The 19,809-nt window shown below is 68.0% G+C and carries 14 protein-coding genes; 8 read left to right on the forward strand and 6 right to left on the reverse strand.

What is annotated here, in order from left to right; translation table 11 throughout:
• Nucleotides 1-141: 141 nt before the first annotated feature.
• The 3 genes from FYJ68_RS05500 to FYJ68_RS05510 are packed head-to-tail and all read right to left on the reverse strand — an operon-like array spanning nt 142 to nt 3,954.
• Nucleotides 142-1,803, reverse strand: a complete 1,662-nt coding sequence (locus FYJ68_RS05500; RefSeq protein ID WP_154434789.1) for an NAD(P)/FAD-dependent oxidoreductase — start codon at nt 1,801-1,803, stop codon at nt 142-144.
• 1 nt (nt 1,804) lies between these two features.
• Nucleotides 1,805-3,091 (reverse strand): aminoacetone oxidase family FAD-binding enzyme, encoded by a 1,287-nt coding sequence (locus FYJ68_RS05505; protein ID WP_154434791.1) that lies wholly within the window; start codon nt 3,089-3,091, stop codon nt 1,805-1,807.
• On the reverse strand, nt 3,088-3,954 hold the full coding sequence (locus FYJ68_RS05510; RefSeq protein WP_154434793.1) for an Mrp/NBP35 family ATP-binding protein: 867 nt from the start codon (nt 3,952-3,954) through the stop codon (nt 3,088-3,090). The genes FYJ68_RS05505 and FYJ68_RS05510 overlap by 4 nt, the downstream gene beginning before the upstream one ends.
• 185 nt (nt 3,955-4,139) lie before the next feature.
• Between FYJ68_RS05510 and uvrA the strand changes: the two genes are divergently transcribed.
• From uvrA to murJ, 3 genes are read left to right on the forward strand one after another with little or no spacing between them, the layout of a single operon-like run.
• Entirely contained in the window at nt 4,140-7,031 is a 2,892-nt protein-coding gene (gene uvrA / locus FYJ68_RS05515; protein ID WP_154434795.1) for an excinuclease ABC subunit UvrA, read from the forward strand.
• Nucleotides 7,032-7,523 (forward strand): Cys-tRNA(Pro) deacylase, encoded by a 492-nt coding sequence (gene ybaK / locus FYJ68_RS05520; protein WP_154434797.1) that lies wholly within the window; start codon nt 7,032-7,034, stop codon nt 7,521-7,523.
• An 11-nt stretch (nt 7,524-7,534) separates the two neighbouring features.
• Nucleotides 7,535-9,481 carry a murein biosynthesis integral membrane protein MurJ gene (gene murJ / locus FYJ68_RS05525; RefSeq protein ID WP_229772048.1) on the forward strand — a complete coding sequence of 649 codons (1,947 nt, stop codon included), beginning with the start codon at nt 7,535-7,537 and terminating at the stop codon, nt 9,479-9,481.
• Between the two features lie 412 nt (nt 9,482-9,893).
• On the opposite strand, the gene FYJ68_RS05530 is transcribed toward murJ, so the two are convergent.
• The 3 genes from FYJ68_RS05530 to FYJ68_RS05540 form a co-directional block, all read right to left on the reverse strand.
• A complete protein-coding gene (locus tag FYJ68_RS05530) occupies nt 9,894-10,229 on the reverse strand; it encodes an AzlD domain-containing protein (RefSeq protein ID WP_229772049.1) in 336 nt (111 codons plus the stop codon).
• Nucleotides 10,226-10,939: an AzlC family ABC transporter permease gene (locus tag FYJ68_RS05535; protein ID WP_195837733.1), complete on the reverse strand. Its 714-nt coding sequence runs from the start codon at nt 10,937-10,939 to the stop codon at nt 10,226-10,228. Before FYJ68_RS05535 ends, FYJ68_RS05530 begins: the two co-directional genes overlap by 4 nt.
• Nucleotides 10,940-11,101: 162 nt before the next feature.
• Nucleotides 11,102-13,132: a heavy metal translocating P-type ATPase gene (locus FYJ68_RS05540; protein ID WP_195837734.1), complete on the reverse strand. Its 2,031-nt coding sequence runs from the start codon at nt 13,130-13,132 to the stop codon at nt 11,102-11,104.
• 1,234 nt (nt 13,133-14,366) lie between these two features.
• On the opposite strand from FYJ68_RS05540, the gene hisG reads away from it, so the two are divergent.
• Genes hisG through hisH form a run of 5 tightly spaced genes read left to right on the forward strand, consistent with a single transcriptional unit; the run spans nt 14,367 to nt 19,808 of the window.
• Complete coding sequence (gene hisG / locus FYJ68_RS05545; RefSeq protein ID WP_326832238.1) at nt 14,367-16,037, forward strand: ATP phosphoribosyltransferase; 1,671 nt, start codon at nt 14,367-14,369, stop codon at nt 16,035-16,037.
• The gene (gene hisD / locus FYJ68_RS05550) at nt 16,034-17,437 is read left to right on the forward strand and encodes a histidinol dehydrogenase (RefSeq protein WP_154434801.1); all 1,404 of its coding nucleotides are present in this window, start codon (nt 16,034-16,036) and stop codon (nt 17,435-17,437) included. Before hisG ends, hisD begins: the two co-directional genes overlap by 4 nt.
• An 18-nt stretch (nt 17,438-17,455) precedes the next feature.
• The gene (gene hisC, locus FYJ68_RS05555) at nt 17,456-18,556 is read left to right on the forward strand and encodes a histidinol-phosphate transaminase (protein ID WP_154434803.1); all 1,101 of its coding nucleotides are present in this window, start codon (nt 17,456-17,458) and stop codon (nt 18,554-18,556) included.
• Nucleotides 18,556-19,143: an imidazoleglycerol-phosphate dehydratase HisB gene (gene hisB, locus FYJ68_RS05560; protein WP_154434805.1), complete on the forward strand. Its 588-nt coding sequence runs from the start codon at nt 18,556-18,558 to the stop codon at nt 19,141-19,143. The genes hisC and hisB overlap by 1 nt, the downstream gene beginning before the upstream one ends.
• Nucleotides 19,143-19,808: an imidazole glycerol phosphate synthase subunit HisH gene (gene hisH, locus FYJ68_RS05565; RefSeq protein WP_154434807.1), complete on the forward strand. Its 666-nt coding sequence runs from the start codon at nt 19,143-19,145 to the stop codon at nt 19,806-19,808. Before hisB ends, hisH begins: the two co-directional genes overlap by 1 nt.
• Nucleotide 19,809: the final 1 nt, after the last annotated feature.

Below are 19,809 nucleotides of genomic sequence, written 5' to 3' on the forward strand. Positions count from 1 at the left end.
AAGTTTCCGCGGGCCTTTCGCCCAGTGGGCGTTCCTTTGTGCGGGAACGTTCCCACGCCAGCCTGAAAGACGCAAGGGGCGCCGCCGTCCGTGATGGGCGGTGGCGCCTCGCTTGTGCGCATTTGTACGGTGCCAGGGCTGCTACTTGAGGGATGCGACCAGGGCCTCAGCAACGCGAAGGCCGTCGGTCGCGGCGCTCATGATGCCACCGGCATAGCCCGCACCCTCGCCGCACGGCCAGAGGCCTGCGCACGAGACGGACTGCAGCTCCTTGCCGCGCGTGACGCGCACGGGGGAGCTGGAGCGGGTCTCGACCCCCGTGAGCACCGCGTCTTCCGTCGCAAAGCCGTGCAGGTAGCGGTCCATGACCGGGATGGCCTCGCGAAGGGTCTGCGCGATGTAGTCGGGGAGACACGTCGCGACATCGCCCCAGGCGACCCCGCGCGGGTAGGTGGGCAACACGTCGCCGCCCGCAGTGGAGGGGACACCCCTCAGGAAGTCGCCCACCAACTGCGCGGGAGCGACGTAGCCGCCGCCACCGGCCTCGAACGCCGCACGCTCGCATGAGCGCTGGAGCTCCACGCCAGCGAGCACGTCGTCGCCGGGAAGGTCCTCCGGGAACACGTTGGCAAGGAACCCCGCGTTGGCGTTCTGCCCGTCGCGCGCGGAGAGGCTCATGCCGTTGGTAACCACGCCGCCCGGCTCGCTGGCGGCGGCGACCACGTAGCCGCCCGGACACATGCAGAAGGAGAACGCGCTCCTGCCGGAGGGGAGGTGCGCCACGAGCTTGTACGAGGCGGGGTCGAGGGCGGGATGGCCAGCGACGGGGCCGTACTGCGAGCGGTCCACCATCGACTGCAGGTGCTCGATGCGCACGCCCATGGCGAAGGTCTTGCGCTCGAGGCGGATGCCCGTCTCAACCAGCATGGAGAAGACGTCGCGCGCGGAGTGGCCGCAGGCGAGCACCACGTTGTCCGCCGGGACGCGTTCCTCCACCACGATCCCGGTCTGGGGGTCGCGACGCTCGAGCGTGACCCCGCTCACACTGCCACCCGACGTGGAGATGCCCGTGAGCCGGGTGCCAAAGCGCACCTCTCCGCCCAGGACGCCAATGCGCCCGCAGATGTTGGTCACGACCGTGGGAAGGACGTCGCTGCCCACGTGCGGCTTGGCGTCCCACATGATCTTGGGGTCTGCCCCCGCGTCCACGAAGGTCTTGAGGATGAGGCGGTGCGCGGGACTCTTTGTGCCCGTCCCGAGCTTGCCGTCCGAGAAGGTCCCGGCGCCGCCGAGCCCAAACTGTATGTTGCTCTCGGGGTCGAGCTCGCCGGTCTCCTCAAAGCGGTCGATCTTCTCGCACCGCCGCTCGGCGTCCTCGCCGCGCTCCACGAGCAGCGGCTCGAGCCCCGCCTCGGCGAGTGCGAGCGCGCAGAAGAGCCCGGCACAGCCCGCGCCAACGACCACGGGGCGCTTTGCCGGCATGGTGCCCAGGTGCGCGGGGAAGCGGTAGGTGGTCTCGTTGTACTCGCGAACGCCGCGCAGCTCGTGATGCCTCCTCAGGCGGTGGAGCAGCTCGCGCTCAGCCTCCGCGCCGCCGCAGAGCGTAACGAGGAGGGTGTAGTTGTAGCGGACGTCCGACTTCTTGCGGGCGTCGAGAGAGCGCTTCCTGAGCTCGATCTGGTCGATGTCGCTAAGGGGGAGGCGCAGCTTTCGGAGGACCGCCTTCTGGATTGCCTCCTCCTCGGTGGGGAAGGTGCCGTCCAGGCGGTCCAGGGGGATGCGAATGCCGGTGAGCTCGAGCATGCTAGCGTGTCCTCTCCGCGGCGTTTGAGCCGGCAACCAGTCCGCTCTTCCAGGCCCAAGAGAGATTGTATCCCCCGCAGTCCCCATCCACGTCGAGCGCCTCGCCACAGGCGAAGAGACCACGCATCCCCCGTACCCCCATGGTGCGGGGATCAACCTGCGAGGTTGCGATTCCGCCCCTGGTGACCTGGGCAGGTCCGCCCTGGTGCACTCCCGTCACGCGCAGGGGCAGCCCGCTCACCAGGCGCACGAGGGCCTCGGAGTCGGAGCGGGGAGGGTCCTCTCTTCCGGGGAGCTCGAAGCCGGCGTCCCAGCGCTCGCGCGCGAGGCGTTCGAGAAGACGTGCAATCGCGGGGTCCAGGATCCCGTCAAGGCAGCCCTCCTCGAAGGTGCCGTGGGCGAAGGGGTCCACGAGCCCCTGAAGCTCGGAGCGTGCCACGTCGGGTGCAAGGTCGATCGTCACGGCGTCGCCCGGCTGGACGCGGCGGGAGAGGTCGAAGACCACGATTCCCGAGAGGCCGTAGTCGCGGAAGAGGACCTCGCCCCTCTCCCTCCAGCAGGGGAAGTGCCCGTGGACGAGCGAGACCGCGGCCTGGTCCCTCCTGCCGTCGAGGCCGAGCACGGGGGAGTCCTCGCAGTCGACGGGACAGAGCGCCCGGGACGTGGGGGTGACCTCCAGTCCCAGGTGGCGGGGGAGGTCCAGGGCGCCGCCGCCCATCGCCAGGACGACGCGGCGGGCGAGGAGCCCGGAGACGGCCTCCTCGCCCTCTGTGGAGAGGGCGAGGGAGAACCCGTCGGGGCCGGGCTCGAGCGAGACGACCGTGCGTGCGGGAGCGAGGGTGACGCCCGCCTTGCGCGCGCGGCGAAGCAGCACGCTGCGCACCGACGACGCCTGGCGCGAGACGGGGTACAGGCGTGGACCCTCGAGGGACCACCGCAGCCCGGACTCGCGGAAGAACGCGAGGATGTCGTCCAGGGGAGTCTCGCCGAGGGCGGCGGAGACGAACGCGGGGTCGTTGTAGCGGTCCGCGCCCAGCTCGACGGTCGAGAAGTTGCAGCGGCCGTTGCCCGTTGCGAGGATGGTGCGACCGCACTCCAGGTCGCGCTCGAGCACGACGACACGTGCGTCAGCCTCGGCGGCGGCGATGGCGGCACAGAGGCCCGACGCGCCTCCTCCGACGACGGCGACGTCACAGGACGTGGGCAGCTCGATGGAGCGGGCCCGCCGAAGCTGGCCCTCGCGGACCGCCGCCCGGGAGGGGCCGCGTCCAGCCCTGCGCTGCGTCATCGGCCGTCCGCCTCGTCGTGCGCGAGGATCTGGTCAATTGTCTTGGCGACCAGGCCCTGTGGCATCTTCTGCTCAAAGTCGCCCTCGTCGCAGCTGGCGGCGATGGCAGGGTCAATGGGGAGCTGGTCAAGCGCCATGATGCCAAAGTGGTCGGCGGTCTCCTGGAGTCGGCTGGGACCAAAGGGCTCGATCCTCTCGCCACAGTGCGGGCAGGTGAGGTAGCCCATGTTCTCGACCAGGCCGACCACGGGGACCTCCATCATGGCGGCCATGTTGAGCGCCTTGCCCACGACCATCTGGACCAGGTCCTGGGGGGAGCTCACGATGACCACGCCCTCGACGGGGAGCGACTGGAACACCGTGAGGGCGACGTCGCCCGTTCCCGGGGGCATGTCCACGAGCAGGTAGTCGAGCTCGCCCCAGTCCGTGTCGCCAAAGAACTGCTTGAGTGCGCCCATGAGCATGGGGCCGCGCCACAGCACGGGGTCGGTCTCGCTCTGCAGCACGAGGTTGGTGCTCATGACCTCGATGCCGCCCTTGGACACCGCGGGGAGGATCTTCTCGTCGCGTGCCATGGCGTGGACCCCGGACATCCCGAACATCTTGGGGATGGAGGGGCCGGTGATGTCGGCGTCGAGGATGCCAACGCGCTTGCCCGCGCGCCTGAGGCTGGTTGCCACCGCGCCGGTGACCAGCGACTTGCCGACGCCGCCCTTGCCCGAGATGACGCCGATCACGTGCTTTGCGGAGGAGCCCTCCGCCATCTGGAACTGCTCCGGACCCTGGTGCTGGGGGGCGCTCCCATGCCCCAGCGCCTGGTCGACCTCGCGGCGGAGCTGGTCCCTGTCCAGTTCGTCTGCCATGAAGGCACTCCTTTTTTGCTTGCCAAGCTTGCGGATGTCTGACCAGACGATTCTACCCCGCGGCATGGCCATCATGCGCCTTCTGTGAGTCGTCTACGGCGGCTATACACTGGTAGGCTGACCAAAACGATTTGTCCCGTGCCCAGGCCGTCACGGCCGGGCAAAGTAGCATAGGGGTCTCTCACATGGCATCAGACTCGATCGTCATCCGTGGCGCGCGCGAGCACAACCTCCGCAACGTGGACGTCACCATTCCCCGCGACAAGCTCGTGGTGATCACAGGGCTCTCGGGCTCGGGCAAGTCGAGCCTTGCGTTCGACACCATCTATGCCGAGGGGCAGCGTCGCTACGTGGAGTCCCTGTCGAGCTACGCCCGCATGTTCCTGGGCCAGATGGACAAGCCCGACCTCGACTCCATCGACGGCCTGTCGCCGGCGGTCTCCATCGACCAGAAGACCACGAGCCGCAACCCCCGCTCCACGGTGGGGACCGTCACCGAGATCTACGATTACCTGCGCCTGCTCTACGCCCGCATTGGCACTCCGCACTGTCCCGAGTGCGGGCGCGTCATCGAGCGGCAGACCACCGACCAGGTTGCCGACAAGGTCCTTGCTGCGGGAGAGGGGAGGCGCGCCCTCGTGCTGGCACCCGTGGTGCTGGGCAGGAAGGGCGAGTACACCAAGCTCTTCGAGGACCTGCGCAAGGAGGGCTTCTCGCGCGTCCGCGTGGACGGCGAGGTCCGCGACCTGGACGAGGACATCAAGCTCGACAAGAAGTACAAGCATTCGATCGAGGTCGTCGTGGACCGCGTGGTCATTCGCGAGTCCTCGCTGGGCCGCGTTGCCGAGGCAGTCGAGACGGCCACCAGGCTGGCCTCGGGCAAGGTGGGGTTCTACCTCCTGCCGCCGCGTGACGCCCCCGAGGGGACGGAGGGCGAGCTTCTCCAATACTCCCTCGCCCTGGCCTGCCCGGAGCACGGGCACTCCATCGACGACCTGCAGCCCCGTGACTTCTCGTTCAACGCGCCCTACGGCGCCTGCCCCGACTGCGACGGCCTGGGCGTCAGGCGCGTGGTGGACGCCGAGGCCCTGATCGACGACCCGTCGCTGCCGCCCGCTGGCGGAGCCTTCGGCGGCATCTTTGGCCATTCCAACTACTACCCGCAGATCATCGCGGCGGTCGTGCGCCACATGGGCGAGGACCCCGCCACCCCGTGGGAGGGGCTCAAGCCCAAGACGCGCAAGGCCCTTCTCGACGGCCTGGGCGACACCAAGGTCGAGGTGGAGTATCACACCCGAGACGGGCGCGACACCAACTGGACCACCAAGTTCTCGGGCGTGCGCACCATCCTGTTTGACAAGTACCAGGAGACGACCTCCGAGACCATGCGCAAGCACCTGGAGCGCTACATCAGCGAGGTGCCGTGTCCCACGTGCCATGGAAGGCGGCTCAAGCCCGAGTACCTGGCAGTGACCGTGGGCGACAAGAACATCATGGAGGTCTGCGACCTCAGCTGCCGGCAGGCGCTGGAGTTCTTCAAGGGGCTGCAGCTCACCGAGAGGCAGTGCCTCATCGGCGCCCCCATCGTGAAGGAGGTCATCGCCCGCCTGCAGTTCATGGTCAACGTGGGCCTGGACTACCTCACGCTCAGCCGCGCCGCCACCACGCTCTCGGGCGGAGAGGCGCAGCGCATCAGGCTCGCGACCCAGATAGGCGCCGGCCTCATGGGCGTCCTCTACATCCTGGACGAGCCCTCCATCGGGCTCCACCAGCGCGACAACGACCGACTCATCGCCACGCTCAAGCGGCTGCGCGACATGGGCAACACCGTGATCGTGGTCGAGCACGACGAGGACACCATCCGCGCCGCAGACTACGTGGTGGACATGGGTCCCGGAGCGGGCGAGATGGGCGGCACCGTGGTCGCCTGCGGCACCCCGCGGCAGATCATGGAGAACCCGGACTCCCTCACGGGCGCCTACCTCACGGGACGGCGCATGATCGCCCTGCCCGAGAGCCGCCGCAAACCCGGGCGCGGCTGCCTCAAGGTGGTCGGCGCGCGGGCCAACAACCTCAGGAACGTCACCGTGAAGATCGAGCTGGGAACGCTCACCGTGGTCACGGGCGTCTCGGGCTCGGGCAAGTCGTCCCTGGTCACCGACACCATCGCCCCGGCGCTCACCAACGCCGTGCAGCACTCAAAGCGCATCGTGGGGCCCTATCGCCGCATCGAGGGCGTGTTTGACGAGGATGGCCGCAAGATCATCGACAAGGTCATCGACATCGACCAGAGCCCCATCGGCCGCACGCCGCGCTCCAACCCCGCGACCTACATCGGACTGTGGGACGACCTCCGCGCGCTGTTTGCCTCGACGCCCGAGAGCCGCGCCCGCGGCTACAGCGCCGGTCGTTTCTCCTTCAATGTGCCGGGCGGGCGCTGCGAGGCGTGCAAGGGCGACGGCCAGATCAAGATCGAGATGAACTTCCTGCCCGACGTGTACGTGCCCTGCGAGGTGTGCCACGGCCAGCGCTACAACCGCGAGACGCTCGAGGTCACCTACCACGGCAAGAACATCAGCCAGGTGCTGGACATGACCGTGACCGAGGCGCTCGCGTTCTTCGCGAACATCCCGCGCATCAAGAACAAGCTCCAGACCCTCTACGACGTGGGCCTGGGCTACGTGCACCTGGGACAGCCCGCCACCACGCTCTCGGGCGGCGAGGCGCAGCGCGTGAAGCTTGCGAAGGAGCTGCACCGCCAGCAGACGGGCAAGACCTTCTACATCCTGGATGAGCCCACGACCGGCCTGCACTTTGAGGACGTGCGTCAGCTGGTGGACGTGCTCGAGAAGCTCGTGGACGCCGGCAATACCGTGCTGGTGATCGAGCACAACCTCGACGTGATAAAGATGGCGGACCGCATCATCGACATGGGCCCCGAGGGCGGCGAGGGCGGCGGCACGGTCGTCGCCTACGGAACGCCCGAGCAGGTGGCCAAGGTCAGCGAGTCGTACACGGGCAGGTACCTTGCGCCCATCCTCGAGCGCGACCGGGCGCGCATGGCGGAGGAGAGGTAGATGACCAAGCGGGACAAGGTCCAGAAGACAAACGCCATGCGCGAGCTGGAGCGCGGGGGCGTCTCGTACGAGTGGCACGAGATGGAGGAGGACGACCTCTCGCGCGGACTGGGGCTGCGGATGGCCGAGGAGGCGGGCGAGGACCCCGACTCCTCGTTCAAGACGCTGGTGACCGTGGCGCCGTCGGGCGACCACGTGGTGTGCTGCATCCCCGTTGCGCAGGAGCTCGACTTCAAGAAGGCGGCCGCGGCGGCGGGGGAGAAGAGCCTCTCCCTCATCCCCGTTAAGGAGCTCGAGGGCCTCACGGGCTACGTGCGCGGCGGCTGCACGCCCGTGGGCATGAAGAAGGCGTTTCCCACGCTCATCGACGAGACCGCCCAGCTGTTCGACACCATCATCATCTCGGGTGGGCGGCGTGGCCTCTCGCTCACGCTCGACCCCGTCGCGCTCCGCGACTTCCTCGGCGCCACCTTCGCCGACATCACCCGATAGAGGAGGAAGCCTTGTCTTCGGCACCCAAGCACCTCGCCGCGGGGGACGGATCGACCCCGCGCCCCAACATGGATCCCAGCCAGCGCGGAAGGCGCCTCTCGCCCGACGAGACCATGCTCTACGTGCGCCTTGCCCAGGAGAGCAGGGAGGGGGCGGCTCCCGTCTCGTCCGGCACTTCGCGCGAGGTGTCGGGCGGGTCCGTCAGGGCCGGACAGGGCGACCCGTGGCTGGTGGATGACTCTCTCGCCAATATGGAGCCGATTGCCGTGGAGGACGACGCGCTTGCTGCCATCGGGACGATCGGGGCGGAGGACGGCGCGTCCCTCTCCCCTAAGGAGGGGTCCGTCGAGGCTTCCGAGCAAGAGCCCTCCGAGGAGGAGAAGGCCGCCCAGGTGGGCCGCAACACCGTCCTGATGAGCGTGCTGGTGATCATCAGCCGCCTGACCGGCTTCTTCCGCACCTGGGGACAGGCCTACGCGCTGGGCGTCACGGTCACGGCGAGCTGCTACTCGGTGGCGAACAACCTGCCCAACCAGCTCTACGAGCTCGTGGTGGGCGGCATGCTGGTGACGGCGTTCCTGCCCGTGTACCTCTCGGTCAAGAAGAGGCTTGGCACCAGGGGGGCGAGCGAGTACACCTCAAACCTCATCTCGCTCGTGGTACTCATCATGGGCGCGGTCACCATCCTGGGCTTTGTCTTTGCGGCGCAGGTGGTGTGGACGCAGTCGTTCTCGGCGAGCTCGGACTTCGACTCCAACCTGGCAACGTACTTCTTCCGGTTCTTCGTGATTGAGGTCGTTCTGTACTCGCTCGACTCGATCTTCTCGGGCGTGCTCAACGCCGAGCGCGACTACTTCTGGAGCAGCGCCGCGCCAATCTTCAACAACTTCGTGACCACGGCGTCGTTCTTCGCGTACGCGTTCCTGGTGCCGAGCAACCCCAAGCTTGCGCTCCTCGTGCTGGCCATCGGCAACCCGCTCGGCGTTGCCATCCAGGCGGGCATCCAGATCCCCTCGCTCCGCAAGCACGGCATCCGCATTCGCTGGCACGTGGACGTGCATGACCCGGCGATCAAGGAGACCCTCTCAATCGGAATCCCGTCGCTCGTGGTCATGGTCTGCTCGTTCGTGACGGTCTCGGTCATGACCAGCTCGGCGCTCTCGGTCACCGCGGCGGGCGCCTCGGTCTCGTACTACGCGCGCCTTTGGTACACGCTGCCCTATGCCATCCTCGCGGTGCCCATCACCACCGCCATGTTCACGGAGCTCTCCGACGACGTCGCGCGCGGCGACATGGAGTCCTACCGCCACGGCGTGTCGGCGGGCACCAGCCAGATCCTCTTCCTCATGATTCCGTTCATGATGTACCTCATCGCGTTCTCGCGCCCGCTCATCACGCTGCTTGCCGCCGGCAAGTTCACGGGCGACCAGATTGGCCTCACGGCGACGTACCTCGCGACCCTCTCAGTGTCGCTGCCCGTGTACGGCGTGTGCATGTACCTGCAAAAGGTGTGCTCGTCCCTCAGGAAGATGGGCGTGTACGCCGTGGCAAACGTGGTCGCTGCGGGCGTGCAGGTGGTGGTGTGCATGACCCTCACCCAGAGGACCGGGCTGTGGATGGTAGCGTTCTCGTCTTTCCTATACTTTGCCGCGGTCGACATCGTGACCTTCGCGATGCTGCGCGGCGAGCTCGGACACGTGGGGCTTCGCAGCATCATCGGCGCGGGGGTGCGCGCGACCCTCTACGGGCTTGCTGGGACCGCCATCGGGATGCTGATCGTGGGCCTTACGCCGTTGGGCGACTACGCGGTGACCAACTCGGTTGGCCGCGCCCTGCTCTACATCGTGGTGGGAGGGGTGCCTGCGGTTGCCGTCACCTTTGGCCTTGCGCTCGCCACCAAGGCGCCCGAGATGGGCGTCGTCCGCCGTCTTCTGAACCGGGTGCTCCACCGCGGGTAGGGGGTCACCCTGACCGGACGGGGCGCGTGGCACGCCTCTGGCTCGCGCATGGTGTGAAAGGCCGGTATTTGTGTCCCAACGGTGGTTACCGGATCTCTGGCGGGTTTGCGGGAGGCCGAGGTGCTGAGGAAAGTCGAGTTGTGGCAATCCGCAGACCCAATCCGCCGAGGAAGGCGGAGCATTGGCAGCTGGAAGGGGACCCCGGGCTGCCAAACCTCGCGATTCCTGAGCTTCCGACAGGCCCGGATTGCCAATGCTCGGCTTTCCTCGGCGGGGAATCGGCGCCTCGCGCCCCCGCCAATCGCGTCGATTGCCACAACTCAAGATTCCTCAGCAGGTTGGTTGCCGGGGACGGAGCCAAAAGACTGACGAGCTCCGTGAGGGCAGGAGCGGGGCCCCGCACCCCATCGTCCTAAAGCAGTGACAGCAGCACGTACGCTAGGACTCCCGCAACGCAGCACCAGAGCATCGACTTCGTGCGCCATGCCACCAGCACCACGACGCCTCCCGCGACGAGCGGCATCAGGCCCGTCCACGGGCCAGCCGAGAACATCCCGGGGGAGAGGAGGTCGTTGGCGACGAGCGCGGCAAACGCCGCGGGCGGGATGTACCCCAGCGCGTCGACGACCCGGGGCGAGAGGGGCCGCCCCCTCAGGGCGACGACCGGCGCCACGCGGCAGAACAGGATGAAGCCGAACGAGGAGAGCCAGAGGATCATGAAGTCGCCGGTGCCCATAGGTGCCGTCATGCGCGTGACCTCCCGCTCTTCCTGGCAGGTAGCGCCTGCGACGCCATTCCCGCGGCAACTCCCACCAGGGCGGCGACGGGGACCGCAATCCCCGAGACCCCCGACCACTTGCAGGCGACCACCGCCGCGACCGCCCCGACGACGGCGCAGGCGTTCCCACGGGTGTGCGGCTGGGACCAGAGCAGATAGATGAACAGCGAGGTCATGGCAAAGCCCGCGATTGCCGTGGGCACGTCCACGATGCTCCCGAGCGCCGCCCCGGCCGCGCACGAGAGCGCCCAGGTTAGCTGTACCGTCACGTTGAGCGCGAGGGCCCGGCGCGCGTCCCAGTCGCCGCCGCCGGCGAGCTTTCCCAGCGTGATGCCGTACGCCTCCTCCGTGTAGCAGCAGGAGATGGCAAGGGCGTCCCTACGACGGAATCGGGTGAGGTAGGGGGAGAGCGACGCCGAGTACAGGGCAAAGCGCGTGGATATCGCGGCAACCGAGGCAACTATCGAGGGGAGGGGAGTCCCCGCCAGCCACAGGTTGCTCATCATGAACTGGCCGCCGCCCGTGAGGAATGTGAGCGAGAGGACGAAGTTCATCAGCGGGTCCATGCCCGCCTTGGCGGCAAGCACCCCGCAGGGCAGTCCGACCGCGACGTACGAAAGCATAACCGGCCAGGCGACCGTCAGCACGTCGCGCATGACCGCCCGTCTCTCTTCTGCCACGCTCGCTCCCCTCGGGTGAAAACGGCCCGCCCCGCGTCGCCGGACGATCCCGGTGAGCGGAGCGGGCCTCTGTCGGTGGAAAGCATGGTACACCATGGTCGGCGACGGGCGTGGTTAGGGGCGCTGGTCACGTCGCCTGCGTCGGTGCCGTTCCGCGGCCCCCTAGCGCAGGGCGCGGGTCGCGTTGAGCACACAGAGCACCATGACCCCCACGTCTCCAAACACCGCGAGCCACATGGGCGCCAGCCCCAGCACCGCCAGAATCAGGATCGCGACTTTCACGGCGATGGCGAACACGATGTTCTGGCGGGCAATCCCAAGCGTGCGGCGGGCGATTTGGATGGCGACCGCGATCTTGGACGGCTTGTCGTCCATCAGCACGACGTCGGCCGCCTCGATCGCCGCGTCGGATCCCATCGCACCCATGGCGATGCCCACGTCGGCGCGTGCGAGCACGGGCGCGTCGTTGATGCCGTCTCCCACGAAGGCGAGGCGGGCGCCCTCGGGCTCGGTCGAGAGGAGCCTCTCCACGTTCGCAACCTTGTCCGTCGGCAGCAGCTCGGCGTGGTACTCGTCCAGCCCCAGCTCGTCCGCGACCCTCTTCGCAACGTCCTCGCGGTCGCCGGTGAGCATCACGGTCCTGCGGACGCCCTCGCGCTTGATGGCGGCTATTGCCTCTGCGGCGTCGTCCTTCACCTCGTCGGAGATCAGCACGTGGCCTGCGTACGTTCCGTCAATCGCCACGTGGATGATGGTCCCGGTGTCGCCGCTGCACGTGGTCCACTTGGCGCCCACGGCGTCCATCAGGCGAGAGTTGCCCACGGCCACGCTCCGGCCGTTGACCTTGGCGACGATGCCCTCGCCTGCGCGCTCGACGGCATCGGTGACCTCGCAGGAGTCGTCCTCGTTGGGGTAGGCGTCGCGCAGCGCCGCGGCGATGGGGTGCGTGGAGTTGCGCTCCACGTGTGCGGCAAGGTGCAGCAGCTCGTCTGGTCCCACCAACGAGGGGTGCACGGCGCTCACGGCGAACACGCCCCTGGTCAGGGTGCCGGTCTTGTCGAAGACGACGGTGTCCGCCTGCGCGAGCGCCTCCAGGTACGACGAGCCCTTCACGAGGATTCCCTTGCGCGATGCGCCGCCGATCCCACCAAAGAAGGTGAGGGGCACCGAGAGCACCAGCGCGCAGGGGCAGCTCACCACCAGGAAGGTCAGGGCTCGCAGAAGCCACGTGGCGAAGTTCGCCCCAAAGTCGCCCGAGACAAGCGGGGGGAGAACCGCCACGGCTATGGCCAGGTACACTACGATGGGCGTATACACCTTTGCGAAGCGGCGGATGAAGTTCTCCGACTTTGACTTGCCCTTGCTCGCGTCCTGCACCAGGTCCAGGATCTTGCTCGCGGTGGACTCGCCAAAGCTCTTGGTCACACGTGCGCGCAGCACGCCCGAGACGTTGACGCAGCCAGAGACCACCTGCGAGCCCACGGTCACGTCGCGTGGCGCGCTCTCGCCGGTCAGGGCGACGGTGTTCAGGCTCGAGCTGCCCTCGACCACCACGGCGTCCATGGGGACCTTCTCGCCCGGGCGAATCACGATCGTCTCTCCCACCTGGACCGTCGACGGGTCCACGGTCTTGACCGAGCCGTCGCGCTCCACGTTGGCGGTGTCGGGGCGGATGTCCATGAGCTCGGATATCGACTTGCGGCTGTTGCGCTGCGCCATGCCCTCAAAGAGCTCGCCCACCTGGAAGAACAGCATCACAAAGACGGCCTCGGCAAACTCGGGCTCGCCGCCGGGGACGAACGCGATGAGCAGCGCGCCCAGGGTCGCCACGGACATCAGGAAGTCCTCGTCAAAGGGGTGGCCGGCAAGGAGGTTCTCGCCCGCCTCGCGCAACACCTCACCGCCTGCGACGAGGTACGAGGGGAGGAAGAGGAGCAGCTGCGCCACCAGCGGAAGCTGAGTCACATGCTGGATGACCATGGCAACGACGAGCAGGATTGCCGAGGCGATGATCCGGCTCAGCGTCTCGCGCGGGTCGTCGTCATCATCGTCGTCGTCCCCGTCGCACTGGCAGCCGTCGCCGCAGCAGTGGCTGCTGGAGCATTCGCCCTCGCCCTCAACGGCTTCGTCGTGGCAGTGGCAGGCGTGCTCGCGCTCGTCCTCGTCGTCGTGGTGGCAGCAGCTGCATGCCATGGTGACCTCCTAATATTGAACACATGAACAGACACTCATAACTACTGGTGCATAAGCTATCAGGGGCAAGGTGGGGTGTCAAGTACGGAGGGAGCTTTGGCTGGTCGATCTTCTCGAGTAATTGAGGCGCGGAAGGGAGAGAGAAGAGCCGTCGCCTCGCCCCCGACTGGTCCCGCCGGCATCAGCGTTGACGCGCTGGTTGGAGGTCGTTGTGCCCCCGGTTCCCGTCGCTGGCGTCCGCTGAGCCGCGCGCAGGGCGCGGCAGCCGTGAGCCTAGCTCAGCGTCAGAAGTTGCATCCCGCATGGGCACACGGGACGTGGTTTCCGACAAGGCTTGGGCTCTGGTGGGCCACTAGGTTCGCGTTGCTGAGTCGCCCTCCCCGTGCGCTGCCTGGGGAAGGCGCACATCCACGCATTCCAATCCTCTCGGCTCGCCTGGTACATGACATCAAGGCTCGAACCATGGAGACGAGAGTCCGACGTGAGCGCTTCTTATGGGGGGTTCATCCGGGCGTTGGCCATAACCTTCATGTTTTCGCAGGTAAAAAGGATGGGAGAGGCACCGTCTCCCAACTGCTGGCAAGAATCTCCCGATGTGAGCACTCACATCGGGAGTTTCCAGCCAGATGCCCAGTGCAGCCGCACTCTCCTTGAGTCCTTTCGTCTTGATCTGCATTGCTTCGAACCCGTGGTTCTCGCGTCGACGCTGGACGAGGATTCTTGGAAGAGGCGCAGGAGCAGCCAGCTTACACCGGGTGTCTGGAGTCATCTTGGCTGTTGCGCCGCCGTGCCCTCCACCTCTGGGCGGTCGTGAAGACATGAAGGGCAACCCGATGCGTTCCGGCCCTAATCTCCGTACCCGTGATCCCCTTCTGTGAGTTCTTCCGAAGTGGCGCCATGCAAAACGAGCGCCACTTCCGATCCCTAGTGTCCCCGCGCTTCTCTTCCAAGAGCTCTTCTTAGAACCTTACCCGTGGAGGTGAGCTGGGAGCCATCGTGAGCAAGGCATGATGATTGCGCTCCTCCAGCCAGAGGAGAAACCCCGTTCCTGTCACCCGCAAGGTGCGCCCAATGTGGCGATGACATTTCGAGCGCGTTACCTCAGCGCCGGACTGTCACCACTGGCACTTTATCGCGCTAAAGTACAACCATCACGAAGGGAGCGAGACGCCGCACGGGAAGGTCGGCGTACCGCAGCCGGGCCGTTGGGGCCCGCCAGACGAGGGGAGCAAGCGTGCTGTCAGGAACGCCCAGCGGATTCAGGGACATCCTCCCGACCGAGGCGCTCGCCCGCGAGCGCATCAGCCGAACGGTCACCGAGGGCTTCGCGTCGCATGGGTACCTCCCGGTGGAGACACCCCTCCTGGAGGACCGCGCGGTCATCGAGCGGGGCGGCCGCATACAGGACAGCCCGTTTCAGCTCTTTGACACGGACGGCAGCCTGCTCGTCCTCCGTCCCGACCTCACGCTTCCCATCGCGCGCCTGGTGGCGGCCCGCGTTTCGGACGCGCAGCTGCCCGCCCGTCTGCGCTATGCGGCACCCATCGTGCGCGAGGAGTCGGTCCTCGGCGGCCAGCCCCGTCAGTTCACGCAGCTGGGCGTCGAGCGCTTTGGCGGCGACGGCATGGAGGGCGAGGTCGAGGTCGTGACGCTGCTTGGCGAGGCCCTGCGCGCCCTCGACGTGCCCGCCTGGCGCATCGTGTGCGGCTCCGTCTCGCCCCTCAAGGCGCTGCTCGACTCGTGCGCTCCAAGCGACGAGTTCCGCGAGACCGTCCAGCGCCTGGTGCACGAGTCCGACCTGGTCTCGCTCGACGAGTTCGTTGCCGCCTCTGACGTCGACCCCGCCGCGGCCCGCGCAATCTGCGCCATTCCGCGCCTGGCCGGAGACGCCTCGGTCATCGACGAGCTCGACCGGCTCCTCGACGCAGCGGGCGTTACGGCGGAGAGGCGCGGCACCGCCGAGCTCCGTTCCTTCGTCCGCGGGCTGGGCAACCTCGTGGCTGAGGACCACGTGTCCTTCGACTTCAGCGTCATCAACTCCTTCGACTACTACACCGGCCTCATCTTCCGCGCCTACTGCGAGAGCTCGTCCGGCGCCCTCGCCATGGGCGGGCGCTACGACGCGGTCCTCGCCAACTTCGGTCGTCCCGACGTGGCGTCCTGCGGCTTCGCGCTTCTCCTCGAACGCCTTCAGGAGGTCTTGGGCGAGCAGGGCGAGAGCGGCGTGGTCTCCGGCGTCGCGCCCCGTGGCCAGCGGCCGCTCAGGGTCGCCGTGCCCAAGGGCTCCCTCTTCGAGGGCTCCGTCCGCCTCCTGGAGCAGGCGGGCATGCCGGTGGACGAGCTGCGCGAGCCGGGACGCCGCCTGATCATCCCGGCGGGCGACGTGGAGTACGTGATCGTGCGCGCCCAGGACGCCCCGAGCTTCGTGGGCCACGGCGGCGCGGACTGCGGCATCTGCGGCAACGACTCGGTCATCGAGGCGGGCATCGACCTGCTGCAGCTCGTCGACCTCGGCTTTGGCCGCTGTCGCTTTGTGGTGGCGGAGCCCAGGAGCCGCGCGGGCGAGGCAGAGCGCGCCTATCAGTGGCGCGGCACCGTTCGCGTTGCCACCAAGTACCCGCGCATCACGCGTAGGTACTACGACGCCATCGGCCAGCATGCCGACATCGTGCAGCTGCACGGCAACATCGAGCTCGGGCCCATCGTGGGCATGACCGACCGCATCGTGGACATCACCGCAACGGGCACCACGCTGCGCGAGAACGACCTGGTGGTCGTGGACGACGTAATGGAATGCACCGCCCGCTTCTTCGCGAGCCCCGCCGCGTACCGCACCGACGTGCGTGTGCGCGACCTGGCCGCGAGGCTCGGGCGGATCTGCCAGAGTGAAGGGAACCAGCAATGAGAACGGTGGAGCTTAGGGGAGAGGAGCGTCTCTCCAAGAAGGACCTCGCGCGCACGGGCGCACTGCCCCGCGAGGTCATGGACAGCGCGCAGGCGATCGTGGACGACGTCCGCGAGCGCGGCGACGTCGCGGTGCGGGAGTACTGCCAGCGCTTTGACGGCGCCTGCCCCAGCGAGTTCCGCGTGCCGGACGAGGTGGTGAGGGGCGCCCTCGACATGGTTGATCCCGAGTTCCTCTCGTCGCTGCGCAAGGCGTACGACCAGATCCGCGACTTCCACGAGCGCGAGCGCGAGCAGTCGTGGTTCACGACCAAGCCCGATGGCACCATCCTGGGCGTCAAGGTGACCCCGGTCCCCTCCGTCGCCGTGTACGTGCCCGGCGGGCGCGCCCAGTACCCCTCCACCGTGCTCATGGACACGATCCCGGCCAAGGTCGCCGGCGTGCCCCGCGTGGTCATGGTGACCCCGCCCCAGCGCGATGGCTCGCTCTCGGCCTACACCCTCGCCGCGGCTGCGGTCGCTGGCGTGGACGAAGTCTACGCCGTCGGAGGCGCCCAGGCCATCGGTGCCGTTGCTTACGGCACCGAGAGCATTCCCGCCGTCTCGAAGGTGGTGGGCCCGGGCAACGCCTACGTCGCCGCGGCTAAGCGCTACGTCTCGGGCGACGTGGGGATCGACATGGTCGCCGGCCCCTCCGAGGTGTGCGTGCTCGCGGATGCCACGGCCGACCCCGCCATCGTCGCAGCCGACCTCATGGCCCAGGCGGAGCACGACCCCATGGCCGCCTGCTACCTGGTCACGGACGACCCCACGCTTCCGGACCGCGTGTTCCCCGCCATCGAGGCGCTGGTCTCGCAGAGCCCCCGCGAGGAGATAACGCGCGCCTCCCTCGACGGCAAGGGGCTCTGCGTAGCATGCGACTCCCTCGACGCCGCCGTCGACGCCGTCAACCTCATCGCCCCGGAGCACCTTGAGCTCCACTGCGCCGATGCCTTCTCGCTTCTCGGCAGGATCCAGAACGCCGGTGCGATCTTTGTCGGCCCCTGGAGCTCCGAGCCCCTGGGCGACTACGTGGCGGGCCCCAACCACACGCTTCCCACGGGCGGCACCGCGCTCTTCTCCAACCCGCTCGGCGTCTACGACTTCCAGAAGCGCTCGTCGGTCATCGGCTACACCCCCGAGGGGCTGCTCGCCGACGCACCTGCCGTCCAGGCGCTCGCGCAGGCGGAGGGCCTGTGGGCCCACGCGCTCTCGGTGGGCATGCGCCGCAAGCTCCTGGCGGAGGGCGGCGACAATTTCGCCGATGTAACGGAAGCCTGCGCAGATGCCATGCAGACGGCGTGGCCGCGTAAGCTGGAGGAGCCCGGCAGGCCCGTCCTCTCCGGGTACGAGTCGCGCTGACGCGGGGGAGGTCGTCCTTTGGCACAGCAGATTTCCCAGGCGGTGCGGGCGGTCATGAGGCCGTCGGCGGTGAGCCTGGAGCCCTATGACCCGTCCTTCTCGCCCTGCAGGGTCAACCTGTCGGCGAACGAGAACACCTACGGCATGCCGGCCGAGGTGCGCGACCACGTGTCGCAGGCCCTCGCCCAGGTGGCGACCAACCGCTACCCCAAGCCCATGAGCGACGAGCTCAGGGCGCAGATCGCGGAGTGGCATGGCGTCATGCCGGAGCAGGTGATCGTGGGCAACGGGGGAGACGAGCTTCTCTTCAACCTGTTCCTGGCCTTCGGTGGCAGTGGGCACACCATGGTCGACTGCCCGCCCACGTTCTCGGTGTACCGCCTGTACGCGGAGCTGGTCGAGACCACCGTGCGCGACGTGCGGCGAAATCCGGAGGACTTCTCGATCGATCCAGACGAGCTGGTCAAGGCCGCCACGGACGCGAGCATCGTGGTCCTGACCTCGCCCAACAACCCCACGGGCAACCTCGTCCCCACCGAGCTGGTTGCACGGGTGTGCGAGGCGTGCCCGGGCGTCGTGCTCGCGGACGAGGCCTACGGGGAGTTCTCGGCTGCGGGCTCCTCGGCCGAGCCGCTGCTGTCCGGCCACCCCAACCTCGTGGTGCTGCACACGTTGTCCAAGGCGTACTGCATGGCCGGCGCGCGCGTGGGCTACCTCCTGGGCTCGCCCTCGGTCATCGGCGCGCTCTCGGCGGTGCGGCAGCCCTACTCCGTCAACGTCCTCTCGCAGGCGGCGGCATCCGTCGTTGTAAGCGAGCGCGAGGCGTTTGAGCCCACCATCGCCCGGATCGTCTCGGAGCGCTCCCGCCTCGCGGGCGGGCTCTCGTCGCTCGAGCGCCTGGGCGTGCGCGTGTGGCCCAGCGAGGCCAACTTCCTCCTCGTGCGCATGCCGGACGCCCATCGCGTCCGCTGCCTGCTGCGCGACGAGCACTCCATCCTCGTGCGCGACTTCTCCAGCACCCCGGGGCTAAGGGACTGCCTCCGCGTCACCGTGGGCACCCCCGCCGAGAACGACGAGGTCGTCTCGGCCATATCCCAGATCCTGAGCAGGGAGGACTGATGGGCAGGACATCCACCGTATCCCGCAAGACGGGCGAGACGGACATCACGGTCACCCTCGACCTGGACGGGTCGGGACGGTGCGACATAGACACGGGCATCGGCTTCTTCGACCACATGCTGTCGGCGCTCGGGCGCCACTCGCTCATGGACCTGACCGTCCATGCCAAGGGTGACACCTGGGTGGACGACCACCACACGGTCGAGGACGTGGGGATCGTGATGGGGCAGGCCATCCGCCAGGCGCTGGGGGACAAGAGCGGCATCGCGCGCTTCTCCCAGGCGATCGTCCCCATGGACGAGGCGCTGGTGCTCGCCGCCATCGACGTGAGCGGGCGCGGGGAGCTGTACTGGGACGTCCCCATTGGCCCCGACAAGGTGGGGACCTTCGACACCGAGCTGGGCCACGAGTTCTTCCAGGGGCTCGCTCGCGACGCCGGCATCACGCTGCATCTGCGCGAGCTGGCGGGCGAGAACGCCCATCACATCCTGGAGTGCGCGTTCAAGGCCGCCGCGCGCGCCCTCAGGCAGGCCGTCGAGCCCGACCCGCGCGTGAGCGGCATCCCATCGACCAAGGGGAGCCTGTGATGAGTGCCGGCGACATCGTCGTGGTCGACTACCACAAGGGGAACCTGCAGAGCGTCGTCCGCGGCATCAACGCCGTGGGAGGGAGCGCGACTGTCACAGACGACCCGCGGGCCATCTCCGAGGCCTCGGGCGTCGTGCTCCCGGGCGTCGGCGCCTTCGAGGACGCAATGGCCTTCCTCCGCCAGAGCGGTCAGGCCGACGCAATCGTCGACTCCATCCGCCGTGGCGTTCCGTTCCTGGGCATCTGCCTGGGCCTTCACCTGCTTTTTGAGCGGGGGGACGAGCGCAGCGCCACTCCCGGCAAGTCGTTCGAGGGCAAGTGGGTCCCCGGACTGGGCGTGCTCAGCGGCTCGGTGACGCGCCTTGAGTCGACGAGGCTCAAGGTCCCGCACGTGGGCTGGGACCAGGCCTACCTCACCCAGGTGGGCGAGAGGTGTCCGCTCCTGGTGGACGTGCCCCAGGGCGCCAACGTGTACTTCACGCACTCCTACGCCGTCTCGGACGACGTGGACGACGGCATCGTGGCGGCGCGCACCCACTACGTGCGCAGCTTCGCCTCGTGCGTGTGGCGCGACAACGTGTACGGGGTCCAGTTCCACCCCGAGAAGTCCTCGGGAACGGGCGGCAGGATCCTCTCCAACTTCGTGCGCGTGGTGAGGGGATAGC

This window comes from Olsenella porci (genome assembly GCF_009695875.1).
GTDB lineage: Bacteria > Actinomycetota > Coriobacteriia > Coriobacteriales > Atopobiaceae > Olsenella_H > Olsenella_H porci.